Source organism: Capnocytophaga canis (genome assembly GCF_000827555.1).
Lineage (GTDB): Bacteria > Bacteroidota > Bacteroidia > Flavobacteriales > Flavobacteriaceae > Capnocytophaga > Capnocytophaga canis.
Genome location: NZ_CDOI01000203.1, coordinates 1 through 18,322, shown reverse-complemented (window position 1 = coordinate 18,322; position 18,322 = coordinate 1). Strand labels below are relative to the sequence as shown.

Sequence of the window (18,322 nt, the reverse complement as noted above, 5' to 3'; positions counted from 1 at the left end):
AAGGAGGGAATTCGGATAGTTGGGCTATCCATAAAAAACGACATCGGATAGGACAGTATTTATTGCCTCCCGACACTAAAAAAGGTTTTAAACATCACAGAGGAGTGGTTTCGATGCCAAGTAGTGACATTGAAAATCCGCACAAATTCGCGTCGCCTTATGAATTTTTTATTGTGGTTCAAGATCCAGGTGCTTACCATTTGGATGGTGGGTACACAGCTTTTGGTAAAGTCATTCAGGGGATGGACGTAGTCGATAAAATAAGTCAAGTCGAAACCGATGATCAGAGCGAATGGCCAAAACGAGATATTAAAATGAAAGTCGAAATTTTGAAGTGATTAAATTTCATAACAATATCTTAACACATAGTTTGGTTGATTTTGTACCTTTGCACAACTTAAAAAAAAACATGATAATGAAAAAAATAATCCTTTTTTTAGCACTATTGGTCGGAACAGGAGTCTTTGCACAAAAGCATAAAGACGAAAAAAACATCTATACAGATTTTTTACCTTACTATAATTTTGGAAAAGGATTAGGAATTACGGCACCCGATAGCATTTTTCAATTGAATATCCGTTTTCGTATGAAAAACAGATTAGAGGTTACGGAGGATACCTATTCAGCGAAAGTGCGTCGTTTACGTTTGCGTTTTGATGGTTATGTTGGAGATCCTAAATTTACGTATGCTATTCAATTGGCATTTGCTCCCGAAGATATTGGAACAACCCGAGACGGTGAAAATTTAAATATTATCCGTGATGCGATTGTGTTTTATAAACCCAATGATCAGTGGTCGTTCGGTTTTGGGCAAACCAAGCTTCCGGGGAATAGACAGCGCATTAACTCGTCAGGAGCGTTGAATTTAACAGACCGTTCTATTAATAATCAGGCGTACAACATCGATCGTGATTTTGGAGTACAGGCAGTATATTCAAAGCAGAAAGAAAATGCCTTTGGATATAATATTAAAGCAGCGTTAACAACTGGAGAGGGACGTAATTCCACAACAAAAACCAAAGGATTGGCTTACACAGGACGTATCGAATTTTATCCTTTTGGGAAATTTAAAAAAGGAGGAGAGTTTTTTGAGGGTGATTTGCAGCGAGAAGAAAAGCCTAAGCTATATTTTGGAGGTACCTATCACTATAATGAGAAGGCGACACTTAGTCGAGGACAGCACGGTGCCAAGTTGTTACAACAACGTGATTTACAGTCTTTTTTCTTAGATTTTGTATGTAAATATAACGGTTGGTCGTTCACCTCGGCCTATATGAGCCGTACGGCTGACAATCCTATAGTTGATGCTGCAAAGGCCAATTTTGTGCAAGTAGGTAATGGGTATGACACCCAATTGAGTTACGTATTTCCTCAGAAATGGGAAATTATAGGGCGTTTTTCTCGTAATAATTCTCACAGTGATCTGTATGCTTTCGTTCCTAAACAAAATCAGTTTTCTTTAGGAATTACAAAGTATATTTGGGAACATGCTTTCAAAATGCAATTTGAAATCAGTAAAAATGATTATATTCAATCACCTAAAAAAGATGATTGGTATGCTCGTTTCCAAATAGAGATTGGTATATAACCAAAAAAATCAGATATACAACACAAAATTATCCCAAAAATATTTCAATGGATACAAAATGATACGAGTATAAGTTTACGGGCTTATACTCGTTTTGTTCCTAAAATTTCGAATACTTTCGCTTGTTAAGTGCTAAATTTTGAATCTGAGTGAAACTAAAACACAAGTGATAAAATAACCTTATTACTATATCTGATGAAACAACCACTTCCTATCATAACTGATACTCACACACACCTTTATAGCAAAGTCTTTGATGAGGATAGAGACCAAATGATGCAACGAGCCATGGCATTGGGTGTGATGCGATTTTTTATCCCAGCTATTGATTCTTCACACACCGAGAGTATGTTTGCTTTGAAACGGGCGTACCCGGATAATGTATTCTTAATGAATGGCTTACATCCTTGTGATGTGAAAGAAAACTACTTGGAAGAGCTGGATCATGTTGAGAAACTGATGACAGAACACTCTTTCTGTGCCATAGGTGAAACGGGTATCGACCTCTATTGGGACAAGACTTTTTTTAAGGAACAGCAAGAAGCCTTTCGTAGGCAAATAGGCTTGGCTAAAAAGCATAAATTGCCGATTGTTATTCATTGTCGTGAGGCATTTGACGAAATTTTCGAAATTTTGGATTCAGAAAAAGACGACCGTTTGTTCGGAATATTTCACTGTTTTTCGGGTAATGAGCAACAGGCAAAACAAGCCATAAACTACAATCTAAAACTCGGAATAGGAGGCGTAGTAACTTTTAAAAACGGAAAAATAGATACTTTTCTCAAAAATATAGATTTGGAGCATATCGTTTTAGAAACGGATTCTCCTTATTTAGCACCTGTTCCCTATCGAGGGAAACGAAACGAAAGTGCTTATATTACAGAAGTTTTGAAAAAAATTTCGAGTATTTACGGGGTGTCTGAGAACGAAGTAGCTGATATCACCACAAAAAATTCTATAAAAGTTTTTGGTTTTTAGCATTGTTTTATGATTTTTTTTTCGTTACTTTGCTTTTCGATATGCAACAAAATACGATAGTGGATTATTTTAAATCAATACGACCCTACTACGACAAGGAGGTTTCGGAGGTTTTGCAAAAAGTCAAAGACCACTCCAAAGTACAGGCTATGTTAGCCTACGGTTTTCCAGATCTTTCTGTTGAAGAAAGAGTAGGAAAACTTTTGTCGTGTGAGTCGATTTTTGATTTTCAGAATAAAATCATGTATGGAGTTGTCAAGAAAGCAATGGAGAAAAGTATTGCTCAGTTCACCTATGAAGGATTTGATAAACTTACAAAGGAAAAGTCGTACCTTTTTATTTCAAATCATAGGGATATTATTTTGGACACTTCGTTGCTTAACGTTACGTTACATGACCATAATTTAAAAATGACGGCTTCGGCTATAGGGAATAATTTAATTCAAAAGAAATTTTTGAAAATCCTCTCTATGCTGAATCGTAATTTTATAATTTACAGGAATTTACCTCCGAGAGAATCGTTAGAGCATTCAAAAATTGTCTCGGAATATATACATTATTGTATAACTAAAGATAACCGATCCGTTTGGATAGCTCAACGTGAAGGACGTACTAAAAATGGGGATGATCGCACTCAGCAAGGTGTGTTGAAAATGCTTTCTTTAGCTGCACCAGAGGGAGTGTCACCGTTGCAGTATTTAAAGACACTCAACATAGTCCCGATGTCCGTTTCATATGAATTTGATCCTACGGATATGATGAAAATCCCCGCTCTAATGGCGCAACATTATGGTGTTGAATATGTTAAATCAAAAAAAGAGGATTTTGAGAACATATTACAGGGATTGATAGGACAGAAAGGACGTGTGCATATTTCGGTAGGAAAGCCCCTCAACGGAGAACTTGACAAAATAGAAAAGGAACATGCTCATGTTAATAAGCAGTTACAGGCAATGGCAGAAACTTTGGATAGATCCATTCATTTGCAGTACAAACTGTTTCCTGCTAATTATATTGCTTATGACTTATTGAATAGTACAGATACTTACAAGGATTTTTATACCGAAAAGGAGTTGCGTCAATTTGAACGAAGAATACACAATCGTAGCAAATCTGATGATGTTCTTTCTCAAGAAAAATTTTTGGAGATGTACGCCAATCCCGTTAAAAATAAAATGAGCCAACATGTTTGATTTATGAACACACAAAATTCAAAAATATTACTCATTTATACGGGAGGTACTATCGGAATGATAAAGGATTATGAGACAGGAGTGCTTAGAGCCTTTGAGTTTGAGAATATTTATCATCGTATTCCAGAGTTGTCGCATTTAGATTGTGTGATAGACTCCGTGTCCTTTGAAAAAGCAATAGATTCATCGGATATGAATCCGAGACATTGGATCAATATTGCAGAAACTATTGAAAATAATTATGATGTTTATGATGGTTTCGTTGTTTTACATGGGAGCGATACGATGAGTTATTCAGCGTCAGCACTTAGTTTTATGTTAGAGAATTTAGCGAAGCCTGTTATTTTTACAGGGTCTCAACTTCCTATAGGTGATTTACGTACCGATGCGAAGGAAAATTTGATAACATCCATCCAATTAGCTGCCCTAAAGGAAAACGGACAGTCAGTGATTCAAGAGGTGGGATTGTATTTTGAATATAAGCTCTATCGAGGAAATCGAACAACTAAAATAAATGCTGAAAATTTTCAAGCTTTTGTTTCAATGAATTATCCAACTTTGGCAGAAAGTGGAGTGCATTTGAAAGTGAACAAGCAACATTTGTTAAGAAGCGAAGGTCGCCAGTCTTTGAAAGTGTGGAAAGAGTTTGACCAAAATGTAGCTGTTGTAAAGTTGTTCCCAGGTATTACAGAGAAGATATTAAACGGATTTTTTGATATTCCTGATTTAAAAGCAGTTATTTTAGAAACCTATGGTTCAGGGAATGCACCTACTGAGAAATGGTTTTTAAATAGTATAGAGAAAGCTATTCAGAAAGGAATACACATAGTCAACGTAACACAATGTTCTGGAGGAAGCGTCATTTTAGGAAAATATGAGGCAAGTGAACACCTCAGAAGGATGGGGATAATCAATGGAAAAGATATCACAACGGAGGCTGCTGTAACAAAAATGATGATTTTGCTAAAAAAAATAGTTTTTGATAACTCTTTGAAAATCAGATTTGAAGAAAATATTTGTGGTGAAATTTAATAAAAAGTTTACATTTTTCTTTCTAAGTAGAAAAAAAATTCGTTATTTGGCATTCTGAAAGAGAGGTGTCCGAGTGGTCGAAGGAGCACGCCTGGAAAGTGTGTATACGCCAAAAGCGTATCGAGGGTTCGAATCCCTTCCTCTCTGCTTTACAATAATTATAGTGTAGAAACAAAAAAATTGAGTACTAAAATCATTAAAATTATTAACTAACAAATTAAAAAAGATTAAACAATGAAAAAAATGTCATCGAAGCTATTTTTCGTAGCTATGTTAATTTTAAATGTCGCTACTGTTAGCGCACAAGAAGTAGAAAATGCAGGTGCTTCAAAAGGGTTTCATCAAGTGTTGAAAGAGCGTTTCATTGAAGGAGGTCCTGAGTTCATGGGAGTTGTTTTGCTCTGTTTGATTTTAGGTTTGGCGGTTGCTATTGAGAGAATCATTTACTTGAATATGGCAACTACAAACACTAAGAAATTAGTAGCAGAAGTAGAAAATGCACTTGATAAAGGTGGAGTTGAGGCTGCAAAAGAGGTTTGTCGTAACACAAAAGGGCCTGTTGCTTCTATTTTCTATCAAGGATTAGAGCGTTCAAACGAGGGAATCGAAATGGTTGAGAAATCAGTAGTTGCCTACGGAGGAGTTCAAATGGGTCAGTTAGAGAAAAACGTATCTTGGGTTTCTTTGTTTATCGCTATTGCACCGATGTTAGGGTTTATGGGAACGGTAATCGGGATGATTCAAGCATTCGACAAAATTAGTGCAGCAGGAGGTTTGGATGCGTCTTTGATTGCTGGTGACATTAAAGTAGCGTTATTGACTACAGTATTCGGACTTATCGTTGCGATTATCCTTCAAGTGTTCTATAACTACATCATTTCAAAAATTGATGCTCTAATTAATGATATGGAAGATGCATCTATTTCATTGATAGATATGTTAGTAGCAAGACAAAAAAGATAAAATGATTTTCTAATTAAAAGAATTTTAAATTATGTATAAAATATCAAAAATAGGTGTTTTGGTGTTGGGAGTTTTAGGAGCTATTCTTTGGATAATGCTTATAACCACAGCTGATACACAAAATGTTGATAATGCACCTATGGAGTGGATGTTTATAATTTCTTATATCCTTTTAGGACTTGCTCTTGTGGCAGCTGTTTTTTCAGGAGCAAAGAATATCTTATCCAATCCAAAGGCTTTGAAAAAGACACTTATCTACACAGGAGTTTTTGTTGTAATTATGTTTCTTCCTTTCTTGTTTGTTACGGAAAAAACAACCACCGAAACTTGGGTTAGTGCAGGTTTAATTTCGTTCTATATTCTTACGATAGTGGCAGTTGGTTTGCTTATTATTTCAGGAGTAAAAGGAGCTTTAACAAAATAAAATGAAGTATGGCAAAAAGAGGAATACCAGAGGTAAATGCTGGGTCGATGGCCGACATTGCGTTCTTGTTGTTGATATTTTTCTTAGTAACGACAACGATTGAAACCAATGCGGGTATTACCACAAAACTACCTCCAAAACAGCCGGTAGATGCTCCTGAGCCACCTGCTGTAAAAGAGAAAAACGTTCTAGTGGTGGTTGTGAACAAAAACAACCAGCTGTTGGTGAACAATCAGGTAATGGAATTGAAGGATGTCAGAAAAGCGGCTGTTGATTTCTTAGATAATGGGGGTGATGGTTCTTGCACTCATTGTCGAGGAGCTAAAAACCAAGCGTCGTCTGACAATCCCGAAAAAGCTATTATCTCATTGCGAAACGACCGTGAAACGTCTTATAAAACGTATATTTCAGTTCAAAACGAACTCATAGCAGCTTATAATGATCTGCGTGAACGTGAGCGTCAGCGTTTGTTTCCAAATGAGGTTTCGTATACTGAGATGGATGCAGAGTACAACGCTGCAAGAACTCCTAAAAAACGTAAAGACGATTTGGAAGTTAAAATTAAAAAGCTTCAAGAGTTGTTTCCAAGAAAGTTAATTGAATCGGCTCCTAAGAAAAACTAAAAAAACAGAATTAAAATGTCTAAATTTACAAAGAAAAAAAGTGGAGAATTACCACCAGTTTCGACTGCATCTTTGCCAGACATCGTGTTCATGCTATTGTTCTTCTTTATGACAGTAACAGAGATGAAAAACAGTGATTTGATGGTTCAGAATAAGGTGCCTATGGCTGATCAAGTTCAAAAACTTGATAAGAAAGATCCGGTGGTGTACATCTATGCAGGAAAACCTCTTCCTAAGTATCAGGAAAAATTTGGTGTAAATGCAAAGATCCAAATAAATGATAAATTTGCAGATGTTTCGGAAATAGCTCCTTTTATCTTACAGTACAAGGATGGGATTCGTGAAGAATTAAGAGAAATGTTTATTACAGCTCTTAAGGTAGATGAGGAAACCAACATGGGTGTTGTGAGTGATATAAGAGAAAAGCTTCAGGACATTAACGCTTTGAAGATTAATTATATTACTAAAGAAGGTTCTGTATTGAAATAGGTAAAACAAATTTATCTGACTAATAAAATAAAAGGGGCTGTCCAAAAAGGGCAGCCTCTTTGTTTTTTAATATTTTAAAAACTAAGAAAAATGATTGTTTTATTGTTATAACTTATCATAGGAAGACATATTTTCTGAGGTAATTATATCAAAAAAAACATTTGTATAACTAAATCAAATACGTTACTTTTGCATTATAAAATATTAGGTAAATTAGAGGGAGTTATGTCTATACTTCAAGAAATACAAAAGCGCAGAACCTTTGGTGTTATCGCCCATCCCGATGCTGGGAAAACCACTCTTACCGAAAAATTACTACTTTTTGGAGGTGCTATTCAAGAGGCGGGAGCCGTTAAGAGTAATAAAATAAAAAAAGGAGCTACCTCCGACTTTATGGAAATTGAACGACAACGAGGAATTTCTGTGGCTACTTCGGTTTTAGCTTTTAACTATAAGAATTACAAAATCAATATATTAGATACTCCAGGGCACAAGGATTTTGCTGAAGATACTTTCCGAACTCTAACCGCAGTAGACAGCGTTATCGTAGTGATTGATGTTGCCAAAGGGGTTGAGGAACAAACCGAAAAGCTAGTTGAAGTTTGTCGCATGAGAAACATCCCGATGATTGTGTTTATTAATAAATTGGACAGGGAAGGTAAGGATGCTTTTGACCTTTTAGACGAGGTTGAACAAAAACTTGGACTTTCGGTAACTCCACTCAGTTTCCCAATTGGAATGGGGTATGATTTTAAAGGAATTTACAATATTTGGGAAAAAAACATCAATTTATTTTCAGGTGATAGTCGAAGAAATATCGAGGAAACCATTGCTTTTGATAATGTAAACGACCCTGATTTGGATAAAATCATTGGTGAGAAATCGGCTGAAAACTTGCGTAGCGAGTTGGAATTGGTATATGAGGTATATCCACCATTTGATCGTGAAGCTTACCTTAATGGGACGCAACAGCCTGTGTTTTTTGGTTCGGCATTGAACAATTTTGGGGTGAGAGAGTTGTTGGATTGTTTTGTAGAAATAGCTCCATCTCCTCGTGCCAAGGCTAGTGATGAGCGCATTGTAAATCCTGATGAAAATACGTTTAGCGGATTTGTATTTAAAATTCACGCTAATATGGATCCGAATCATCGTAATCGTTTGGCGTTTGTGAAAATTGTTTCGGGAACTTTTGAGAGAAACAAACCCTATTTACATGTTCGTCATGGTAAAAAATTGAAGTTTTCAAGTCCGAATGCTTTTTTTGCAGAGAAAAAAGAAGTGATTGATATCTCGTATGCGGGTGATATTGTTGGACTACACGATACTGGAAATTTTAAAATTGGAGATACACTTACAGAGGGCGAAACCTTGCAATTCAAAGGAATTCCGAGTTTTTCTCCTGAACATTTCCGCTATATTAATAATGCGGATCCTCTAAAATCCAAGCAATTGGAAAAAGGTATCGACCAGCTGATGGATGAGGGTGTGGCACAGCTTTTTAGACTTGATTTTAATGGACGAAAAGTTATCGGAACGGTGGGAGCATTACAATACGAGGTTATCCAGTATCGATTGGAGCACGAATACGGAGCAAAATGTAGTTATGAGAGCTTCCCGATACATAAGGCTTGTTGGGTCGAAGAACCTGAAAATCCGAAAGATACCGAGTTTCAGGATTTCTTGCGTGTCAAACAAAAATATATGGCGCGTGACAAACAGGGGAATAGAGTTTTCCTTGCCGATTCGGCTTTCTCCATTGAGATGGTGAAACAAAAATATCCGAGCGTGAAGCTACATTTTACATCGGAGTTTTAAAATTCATTTTCGATTTGATTCACACTTGACTAAGATGATTGAATCTCATAAAAAAGTGTTTTAGGAAGAAAAAACAAAATAAAATCACATTAACTACCGAATTTCCTTTTTTCGAATGAGTATGAGAGGTTAGGCGGAGAAAAATATATAATTATGAAAGTACTTAATGAACGTCAAATTAAGATTGTAGAGTATTTAGATGCTGCAAGACATATCAGTGTTAATGACCTAAGCGAAAGGCTTAATGTTTCAGTGGTAACTATCCGTAAGGATTTGACTCTTTTAGAGCAGGAGGGGTATTTGCATCGTACACACGGGGGAGCGAGTAAGCAAATGCGATACGTTTTTGATCAAACCATATCTGAAAAGGAGACTTTACATGTCGATGAAAAAATAAGAATTACGACCAAGGCTTTAGAATATATCAAGGAAGGGGATTTCATTATTCTTTCGTCAGGAACAACTATACATTTGTTAGCCCAAAAGTTGCCTGATTATAAGAATTTAACTGTTTTAACACCTTCATTACGTGTGGCTTTAGATGTTTGTAAACATCAGAATATTAATACGATACATTTAGGAGGAGAAGTTCGTAAGAATTCGACTTCTACTGTGGGGGCTTTCGCAGAAGAGACTCTTAGCAACTTTTTGTGTACAACCTTGTTTTTGAGTGTAGAAGGACTTGATTTAGATTTTGGAATTAGTACTACCAATGCAGGAGAGGCTCATCTGAACCGTAAAATGGTAGATCATGCGGACAAGTTGATTGTGTTAGCAGATTCTTCTAAGATGCACAAACGAGGTTTTGGTTTTATTTGTTATCTTGAAAAAATAGATATTTTAATCACCGACAATAAAATAGATCCTGAATTTGTTGAAGAGCTAGAAAAACGAGGTGTAGAAGTTGTGATTGCTTGATAAGTCGGAAATTTGGTAATTGTTTCTTTTTTCAGATTCATATATGGAATTTTATGAAAAACGAAAGAACAAAAATGTTGTGTAACATCAAAAGTAAAGAATAATAAACTTTGTTTCCCTACGTGGAAAATTACGTTATGGAATGGTACGTATATTATTAACCAGGCGTAATAATTAAACTGTGCAACACGGGCGTTATTTCACTCGAAGTAATGCCCGTTCGCATAAAAATTGTAAACCAAGTACTTAAAGTAGATTTTCTTTCATTTAGCAATAATGAAATTTCAAAATCAGGTACCAGAAAACGTTATAAAACTTCTAAAAACTCGTAATCTGTAAAAACAAACTAAAAAGAAATGAATGAAACTATCATAGCATTAGCAACAGCTTCGGGGAGTGGAGCTATTGCTATTATCAGAATATCAGGAAAAGATTCCATTTCAATTGCTGATAGTGTATTTAAAGCACATCACGGAAGAAGTTTAGCTAATTCTGATTCGCATACCGTACATTTGGGCTATTTTTTTGATGATAAGACGATAATAGATGAATGTCTTGCAACGATTTTTAAAGGAAATAAGTCATATACAGGTGAACCTACTGTAGAATTTTCTTGTCACGGAAGTAGTTATATCATTCAGAAAGTGATAAAAGTTTGTCTTGCCAAAGGATGTCGATTAGCAAAGGCAGGGGAATTTACTTTGAGGGCATTTCTAAATGGAAAAATGGATTTGTCACAAGCTGAGGCTGTTGCTGACCTTATTGCCTCCGACAGCGAAGCTGCTCACACTATCGCTATGAAACAAATGCGAGGCGGTTTTACTTCTGAAATTGAGGAACTACGTACTGAATTGCTGAATTTTGCATCTTTAATTGAATTAGAACTTGATTTTTCGGAAGAAGATGTAGAATTTGCCGACAGAAACCAATTTCGTTCACTACTTTCAAGGATTCAGACTACAATTAAACGATTGATGGACTCATTTGCAACAGGAAATGTTATCAAAAATGGAGTTCCAGTAGCGATTGTAGGAAAACCCAATGCAGGTAAATCAACGCTTTTAAATGTTCTTTTGAATGAAGAACGAGCTATCGTTTCGGACATTGCGGGAACAACACGTGATACCATCGAGGAAGTGTTACACATCGGCGGAACGGCTTTCCGATTCATTGATACAGCAGGAATTCGTGAAACTTCTGATAAAATAGAAGAGATTGGTGTTAAAAAAGCGAAAGAAAAGATTACACAAGCCAATGTTTTATTATATCTCTATGATGAATTGGATAATCAACCTGAGGAAGTTATTGATTTTGTGAAAGAGGTATATCGAGACGACTTAAAGATAATTCTTTTGCATAACAAAGTAGATGTATCTAGTGGTGAATTTGGTGATTTCGACCGAAAATTGAAGACGGAACTTGTCCCTAAATATACAGATATCATTTTGGGAATTTCCGCTAAGGAGAATATAAATATTGACATATTGAAGTCAGAACTTTCGATGTACGCTGAAAGTTTTACGTCCTCTGCAAATAATGTAATAATTAGTAATTCACGTCATTACGAAGCACTTTCCAATGCCCTTGCCGAGATTATAAAAGTTCAGGAAGGTTTGGAAATGAATCTTTCAGGCGACCTTCTTGCTATCGACCTTCGTGAGGCTCTCTATCATCTTGGTACCATCTCCGGCGAAGTCACCAATGACGAAGTACTCGGAAATATATTTGCGAATTTCTGTATCGGGAAGTAACAATATATAATCATAATCAAACAAGAATGCACACAAAGTTTTTTACCAATAAAGAAAATAATAGCTTAATCAAGAAATTTGAAGGCGTTTTTCAGTATCAAGATATTGCTTTTTTTGATGCTTTGGTTGGCTATTTCAGGGCTTCGGGCTATTTCAAATTGCGTCCGTTTTTGGAGAATGTGCCACAAATTCGGATTTTGGTAGGCATTCATGCAGATACATTAATTGCTCAAGCCAAACAAAGGGGGCAGCTATATTTAGAAAATCCTGAACAGACAAAAGAAGAATATCTTAATTTTGTTGCAAAAGATATTGCAGCTGCCAATTACGATAAACAAACAGAGGGAAGTATTTTACAATTTATTGAAGACATTATTTCTCAAAAAATACAAATTCGAGCGTATGGGCAACAAAAATTGCATGCCAAAATCTATATTTTCCGTCCTAATCCTTTCAACGAACACACCTCAGGAAGTGTCATTACGGGTTCTTCTAATCTTACCGATTCGGGCTTGGGTACATACGATGAGGCAAATTATGAATTTAATGTTTTACTGAAAGACTATAACGATGTAAAGTTTGCTACTGATGAATTTGAAGAACTTTGGGAAAACAGCACCCCGTTATTACCTACTGATATTCAACAATTAAAGGCTAAAACCTATTTAGGAGATGGTTCTATTACACCGTATGATGTATTTATGAAAATGTTAGTGGAATATTTTGGAGATGCTATTATTCGTGGTGATGTAGGAAAAAATTATTTACCCGAAGGTTATACTAATTTAAAGTATCAAGCAGATGCTGTAGCAGATGGTTTTCAGCGATTAATGAAACACAACGGATTTATCTTAGCAGATGTGGTAGGTCTCGGAAAAACGGTTATTGCGACAAGAATTATAAAAAAATACATTGATAAGAATGGACATAATACCAAGGTTTTAGTAGTTTATCCCAATGCTTTAGAGATAGGATGGAAATCTACTATAAAAGATTTTGGTCTTTCCAATTATGTAGATTTTATTTCCAACGGAAGCCTAAATAAAGTTTTAGACGAGCAAAATTTCAATTACCAACCACCTGAATTTTATGACTTAATTATCATTGATGAAGCTCATAAATTCAGAAATTCAAACTCGGCAATGTATAGCTATTTGGAATTGATTTGCAAAACTCCGAGAGCCAATTTGGGCAACGATGTGGATAGACGAAAAAAAGTGATGCTCATCACCGCTACACCGATTAACAATCGTCCAGAGGATATTGCCAATCAGATTTATTTGTTTCAAGATGCACGAAAATCAACCATAGAAGGTGTACCAAATTTACAAAGTTTTTTTGCTGATAAGATTGAAAAATACAAAGAGCTTTATAAAATAACAGATCACAACGAATTAGTAAAAGCTGTTAGAGATATTTATGAGCCTATCCGTGAGAAAATTTTTTCAGAATTGGTGATTCGAAGAACTCGTGCCGACATCAAAAAAATTCCACGATATAATGAAGATATTGCTGCACAAGGAATGACTTTCCCTCAAATTGTTGGTCCAAACAAAGTTGAATACGAATTTTCACCATATCAAGAACAAGTATTTTATGATACGGTTATTGCACTTTTAAGTAATCTAAAATATTTCCGCTATCGAGCCATTGAATTTCTAAATGAAGAATTTGCAGATATTTATGACAATGCGAAGTTAATTTCTGAACAATTAGCTTCCATAATGAAGACCCAATTGGTCAAACGATTAGAAAGTAGTTTCAAAGCATTCCATACCTCATTACAGAGATTTTATCTTTCTAACCAGCGAATGATTGAAATGTTTGAAAAAGATAAGGTGTATATCGCTCCTGATATTGATGTCAATAAATTCCTAAACGAAGGAAAAGAACAGGAATTAGAAGAAAAAATAGAAAAATTGGCTAAAAAATCTCCCAACAATCGAATTTTTAAAGCAACGGATTTTTCTGAAGAATTACTTATTGGACTAAAATCTGACCAAGAGATATTAACACAATTAGTAGAAGCTTGGAAAAATATTGGAGATGACCCTAAAACAAAAAAGTTCTTACACAGTATTGAAAATCTTTTTTTTGATAAAAAAAATATCGAAAAAAAGTTAGTAATTTTCTCCGAAAGTAAAGATACGGTAGAATATCTTTTGCAGGAATTAAAAAAAGTAGGAAGAAAAGATGTATTGGCGATAAGTTCGGAAAATAACAAAAAAGAATTTGATGCCATTCGTGAGAATTTTGACGCTAACTACCCTAAAAAACAAGAGAATAAATATAATATTATTATTACAACCGAAGTTTTAGCAGAGGGAATCAACTTGCATCGTTCGAATATTATCTTGAATTATGATATTCCTTGGAATGCTACTAAGTTGATGCAGCGTATCGGTCGTGTGAATCGTATCGGAACCAAGGCAGATAAAATCTATGTGTATAATTTTTATCCTACATCACAGGCCAATAAATTGATAAAACTCAATGAAATCGCACTAAAAAAATTACAAGGCTTCCATTCTGCATTTGGAGAGGATAGTAAAATTTATTCAGAAAATGAACAATTGATTGAAAATACTTTGGCTAACCTTAATGTGGAGGAAGAGTTTGATGAACGTTTGCTCTATTTAGAGATGATTCGTGAGCTTTATGAAAAAAATCCGAAAGAGTTTTTGCGTATCAAAAAATTACCTTTAAAAAGTCGCGTGGGTAGATTGGCTTCTATCAAAAATAAAGAAGCAGAAAAAATCGTTGGCAATGGGTTAGAAAATGCTATTTTATGCTATTTACGAAACAATATGAAGGAAGGATTTTATGTGGCAAATCATAAGAATTGTGTAGAAATTACTTTTTATCAAGCCATTAAATTGTTTGAAGCGACACAAGAGGAAAAAGCAGAAAAAGTGTATGAAAATCACTTTGATGCAGTAAATAAGGCTATTGCACAATTTAAAAAAGTATACAATCAAATCTATTCTACCGAAGAAGTTGATAAAAAAAATCTTTCCCCACAAGAGAGAGAAGCTGTTCGTTTTTTAGAAGGGCTTATAGAAATGAGAAAACAGTATCCTGGTGAACTGTCAGATGATTTTATAGAGATGATAAGGAGTTCATTACAACTTATTTATATGGGGGTTTTCAGAAAATTCAGAAAAGAATTGGCAACTTTGGCAAAAAAGCAAAAAAGTAGAGCAAAAAAGATGACTGTACAGCAAGTTGTAAATGAATTGAATATATTGATGAGCAAATATCCTATTGCTCAAATTACCAAACTCAATAGCCTACGAAAAGAAGAAGCTAAGAAACCCAAAATATTCGAAGACCCTAAAATAGTAATCACTGAAACATTCTTATAAAAAATGGAAAATCAACAACTAAAAAATATATTACAAAGTCCTTACGATAGAACACAATGGATAACATATTTACAAGATATTGCCGAAAATAAAAATGTATTGGTTGTTTATCTCAATCCTAAACAAATAGATATTGGTACCCCAAAAGCACGCCAACTTATCCAATCTTTTTATGAGATAGGAAAACTTACCACTAAAGACGGTGCAGAACTCCCCTTATATGAAGTAATTTTGAATGAAAAAATCCGAATAGAGTATAATAAAGTGGGGGTAAATAACTTTATTAAGGAATACATTGTAAAAGATGCGATAAAAGGAGCTTTGGTGACTTTTGCTCATAGCGAAAAGGGGAAAAATGAATGGCGTTTTTCATTTATTAGTAAAAACTCTGCTAGTGATTTCTTTGCCGAAGCCGAGAGCCGTGAAACTAATCCGAAAAAATATACTTATATTTTCGGAACACTCGAAGAGCACAAAACAGCAATGGATAGGCTCGAGTATCTAAAAAATTCTAAATTCGAAATAGAAGATTTTTTTGAGGCGTTTTCGGTGGAACCTATATCTAAGGCGTTTTTTGATACCTATAAAGAAAAACATCAGATTTTAGTAGATTATTTATTTGAAAATGAAAAATTTGATAGTATTTTCAAAAAACAAAACGAAACAGATATTCATAAAGAAAAATCTGTGAGAAGCTTCGTCAGCAGATTGATGGGAAGAGTTATTTTTTTGTATTTCTTGCAAAAGAAAAATTGGCTAGGAGCCTCCAATACAGATTATCAAGATGGAAGTGCTAACTTTTTAAGCCAATTATTTTCTGAAAATCAGGATTATCAAGAGGATTTCTATGAGAAAGCACTCTGCCCTTTATTTTTTAATGCCTTAAATACACCTAAGCGAGAAAATGATGAATTTGCGTTGGTTAATGGTAAAAAGGTTTGTATTCCTTTCTTGAACGGAGGTTTATTTGATGAAGATCAAGAGCCTGAAAATCATAGAACTATTCAGTTTGAAAAATTTCATTTTGCTGATTTGTTTCAGTTTTTTGATGAGTATAATTTCACTATTTACGAAAATAGTCCCGATGACCATACCGTGGCAGTTGACCCCGAAATGTTGGGGCATATTTTTGAAAATCTCATTGATTATAACAAAGATACAGGAACTTTTTATACCCCGAAAGAAATTGTGCAATATATGACGCAACAGAGTTTGCTACATCATTTGCATATTAAACTAAATATCTCGGAATCAAAATTAGAGAATTTAATCAAAAATCAAAGCACTTTAGATTTTTCAAAACAAGATTTACAAAATATCAATTCGCTTTTAGATAGCATAAAAATTTGTGACCCTGCCATTGGTTCAGGAGCTTTCCCTATGGGAATTTTACAAGAGATTTTTAACCTAAAAGCATTGATAGCCTTTGAGCTAAATAATCAATGGAATCCTGTACAAGTAAAAGAAAATATTATCCAAAATTCTATTTATGGCGTGGATTTAGACGAAGGGGCTGTTGAAATTGCTCGATTGCGTTTTTGGCTTTCGTTAGTTGTAGATGAAAAAATGCCCAAAGCCTTGCCTAATTTGGATTATAAAATAATGCAAGGGAATAGCTTGGTAGAAAGCTATAATGGAATGGATTTGAGCAATTTGACAACTACAGATGAGTCGCTTATCGTTGAAAAACAGAGCGTTTTGGATTTCGGCGAAGAATATGCCAAAGAAATTACTTTGTTTGATAGTGTGAGTGCCGAAAATGTTCAAAAACTGATGAATAGCTATTTTACAGCTACCAATAGCGATTCTGTAAGCAAATCTGCCATCAAAAAACAAATCAACGAACTAATTGAAGGCAAGATACATAGCAAAATTTATAAGGAAAAACAGCGGCTGAAATATAAGATAGATAAGTTTCTCGAAAAAAACAGCGTAAAGTCGAACAATGATTTAGAGAAATTAAATCAGAAATCAAAAGAATTTAAAAACTTTATCAAAGACAGAGCGGAATACGAAAATTTGGACAAAGTAGAGCAAGAACTAATCAGTTTTCAATACAAAACCGAACGTCCTTATTTCTTGTGGCACACCTACTTTGCTGATGTTCTTAATCAAGGAGGCTTTGATATTGTTATCGGTAATCCGCCGTATATTTCTACAAAGGGAATTTCTGAAGACGATAAAAAAGAATTAGAAAATAGTTTTGGTTTTTCTGATGATACCTATAATCACTTTTTTTTCAAAGGATATGAATTGTTGAAAAAAGGTGGCGTATTGAGTTATATTACTCCAAAAACTTATTGGACAACTCAAACGAAACGAAATTTGAGAGACTTAATTTTATCTCAAAGATTGAATTATATATTTGATACTGCTAATCCGTTTGAATCAGCTATGGTGGATACTTGCATTACTTCGTTCTCAAAAATTCCTTTTGAAAAAGGTAATGAAATTACATTTTTAGATGGAAGTGAAAGTTTGAAAGAGCCTTTAAAGTATTCAGTAAAACAAGAAATATTTTTGGATACTCAGAACTCTGTAATTTTCAAACCTACGGAGTACAATCTAAAAATTCATTCTCTTTATGGTAAAAAAGTTAAAGAATTATATGATAAATGGTGGGATAAAATTTCTACAAGTAAGAATATATCTAAAAATAAAAAAGAATTAGAAGAATATCGTAATAACTTAAAGCCCGGTGATATAGCTTTACTCGGCTGTTTAACAGAGGGGGGACAAGGACTTGCAACTGCTAACAATGGAAAATATATTGCGGTGCGAAAATCAACCAAATGGGCAAAAAACATAATACTATCTCGACCAAAAAAATTAGCGGAGGCTGTTAAAAATAAAAAAATAGAGGATGACAGACTTCCGAAAGACGGAGATTATAAATTCTTTTTAGATAGACTTTCGGAAGTAGATATTGCTATGTTTTTTGATAATTTGAAAGAAAAATACGGAAGAGATATTTTTGGGCAAGGTTATATTTACCGATTGATAGAAGATGATGAAATTGCAGACGTAGATACACTTACACAAGACGAAAAAGACAACGGAATAGATAGCAATAAAAAGTTTTATGTGCCTTATGACAAGGGAGATAAAGATGGTAATCGTTGGTATTTAGAAACGCCTTTTGCCATTGCTTGGACTAAGGAAAATGTCGGGTTTCTTAAAACA

At 34.6% G+C, this 18,322-nt stretch carries 14 protein-coding genes and 1 tRNA gene; all 15 read left to right on the top strand.

Translation table 11 applies throughout. The annotated features are described in order from the left end of the window. Window positions 1-338: peptidylprolyl isomerase (locus CCAND38_RS10900; protein WP_042345421.1), on the top strand; the 338-nt coding region annotated here is incomplete at its 5' end. 77 nt (window positions 339-415) lie between these two features. After that, window positions 416-1,588 carry a porin gene (locus tag CCAND38_RS10895; RefSeq protein ID WP_042345419.1) on the top strand — a complete coding sequence of 391 codons (1,173 nt, stop codon included), beginning with the start codon at window positions 416-418 and terminating at the stop codon, window positions 1,586-1,588. 216 nt (window positions 1,589-1,804) lie between these two features. Further along, the gene (locus CCAND38_RS10890; RefSeq protein WP_042345425.1) at window positions 1,805-2,566 is read left to right on the top strand and encodes a TatD family hydrolase; all 762 of its coding nucleotides are present in this window, start codon (window positions 1,805-1,807) and stop codon (window positions 2,564-2,566) included. A 56-nt stretch (window positions 2,567-2,622) separates the two neighbouring features. Further along, on the top strand, window positions 2,623-3,759 hold the full coding sequence (locus CCAND38_RS10885; protein WP_082024989.1) for a 1-acyl-sn-glycerol-3-phosphate acyltransferase: 1,137 nt from the start codon (window positions 2,623-2,625) through the stop codon (window positions 3,757-3,759). A gap of 3 nt (window positions 3,760-3,762) precedes the next feature. Further along, complete coding sequence (locus CCAND38_RS10880) at window positions 3,763-4,791, top strand: asparaginase (RefSeq protein ID WP_042345417.1); 1,029 nt, start codon at window positions 3,763-3,765, stop codon at window positions 4,789-4,791. 59 nt (window positions 4,792-4,850) lie between these two features. Continuing rightward, a tRNA-Ser gene (locus CCAND38_RS10875) sits at window positions 4,851-4,938 on the top strand. 87 nt (window positions 4,939-5,025) lie between these two features. After that, window positions 5,026-5,754, top strand: coding sequence for a MotA/TolQ/ExbB proton channel family protein (locus CCAND38_RS10870; protein ID WP_042345415.1), 729 nt, complete (start codon window positions 5,026-5,028; stop codon window positions 5,752-5,754). A 31-nt stretch (window positions 5,755-5,785) separates the two neighbouring features. Continuing rightward, the gene (locus CCAND38_RS10865) at window positions 5,786-6,178 is read left to right on the top strand and encodes a hypothetical protein (RefSeq protein WP_042345413.1); all 393 of its coding nucleotides are present in this window, start codon (window positions 5,786-5,788) and stop codon (window positions 6,176-6,178) included. A gap of 8 nt (window positions 6,179-6,186) precedes the next feature. After that, complete coding sequence (locus tag CCAND38_RS10860) at window positions 6,187-6,801, top strand: ExbD/TolR family protein (protein ID WP_042345410.1); 615 nt, start codon at window positions 6,187-6,189, stop codon at window positions 6,799-6,801. Between the two features lie 15 nt (window positions 6,802-6,816). Further along, window positions 6,817-7,290: an ExbD/TolR family protein gene (locus tag CCAND38_RS10855; RefSeq protein ID WP_042006162.1), complete on the top strand. Its 474-nt coding sequence runs from the start codon at window positions 6,817-6,819 to the stop codon at window positions 7,288-7,290. 225 nt (window positions 7,291-7,515) lie between these two features. After that, window positions 7,516-9,105 (top strand): peptide chain release factor 3, encoded by a 1,590-nt coding sequence (locus CCAND38_RS10850; protein WP_042345408.1) that lies wholly within the window; start codon window positions 7,516-7,518, stop codon window positions 9,103-9,105. Between the two features lie 153 nt (window positions 9,106-9,258). Further along, window positions 9,259-10,023 (top strand): DeoR/GlpR family DNA-binding transcription regulator, encoded by a 765-nt coding sequence (locus CCAND38_RS10845; RefSeq protein WP_042010454.1) that lies wholly within the window; start codon window positions 9,259-9,261, stop codon window positions 10,021-10,023. Window positions 10,024-10,379: 356 nt separating this feature from the next. Next, the gene (mnmE, locus tag CCAND38_RS10840) at window positions 10,380-11,774 is read left to right on the top strand and encodes a tRNA uridine-5-carboxymethylaminomethyl(34) synthesis GTPase MnmE (RefSeq protein WP_042345405.1); all 1,395 of its coding nucleotides are present in this window, start codon (window positions 10,380-10,382) and stop codon (window positions 11,772-11,774) included. Window positions 11,775-11,800: 26 nt separating this feature from the next. Next, window positions 11,801-15,139, top strand: a complete 3,339-nt coding sequence (locus tag CCAND38_RS10835; protein WP_042345403.1) for a helicase-related protein — start codon at window positions 11,801-11,803, stop codon at window positions 15,137-15,139. A 3-nt stretch (window positions 15,140-15,142) separates the two neighbouring features. After that, the coding region (locus CCAND38_RS12120; RefSeq protein ID WP_042345401.1) for an Eco57I restriction-modification methylase domain-containing protein at window positions 15,143-18,322 on the top strand (3,180 nt) is incomplete at its 3' end.

Coding starts and splice junctions, on each gene's coding strand:
- CCAND38_RS10860 (WP_042345410.1), top strand. CDS start 6,187: ATGGCAAAAAGAGGAATACCAGAGGTAAATGCTGGGTCGATGGCCGAC.
- CCAND38_RS10870 (WP_042345415.1), top strand. CDS start 5,026: ATGAAAAAAATGTCATCGAAGCTATTTTTCGTAGCTATGTTAATTTTA.
- CCAND38_RS10855 (WP_042006162.1), top strand. CDS start 6,817: ATGTCTAAATTTACAAAGAAAAAAAGTGGAGAATTACCACCAGTTTCG.
- mnmE (WP_042345405.1), top strand. CDS start 10,380: ATGAATGAAACTATCATAGCATTAGCAACAGCTTCGGGGAGTGGAGCT.
- CCAND38_RS10880 (WP_042345417.1), top strand. CDS start 3,763: ATGAACACACAAAATTCAAAAATATTACTCATTTATACGGGAGGTACT.
- CCAND38_RS10835 (WP_042345403.1), top strand. CDS start 11,801: ATGCACACAAAGTTTTTTACCAATAAAGAAAATAATAGCTTAATCAAG.
- CCAND38_RS10845 (WP_042010454.1), top strand. CDS start 9,259: ATGAAAGTACTTAATGAACGTCAAATTAAGATTGTAGAGTATTTAGAT.
- CCAND38_RS10850 (WP_042345408.1), top strand. CDS start 7,516: ATGTCTATACTTCAAGAAATACAAAAGCGCAGAACCTTTGGTGTTATC.
- CCAND38_RS10895 (WP_042345419.1), top strand. CDS start 416: ATGAAAAAAATAATCCTTTTTTTAGCACTATTGGTCGGAACAGGAGTC.
- CCAND38_RS10865 (WP_042345413.1), top strand. CDS start 5,786: ATGTATAAAATATCAAAAATAGGTGTTTTGGTGTTGGGAGTTTTAGGA.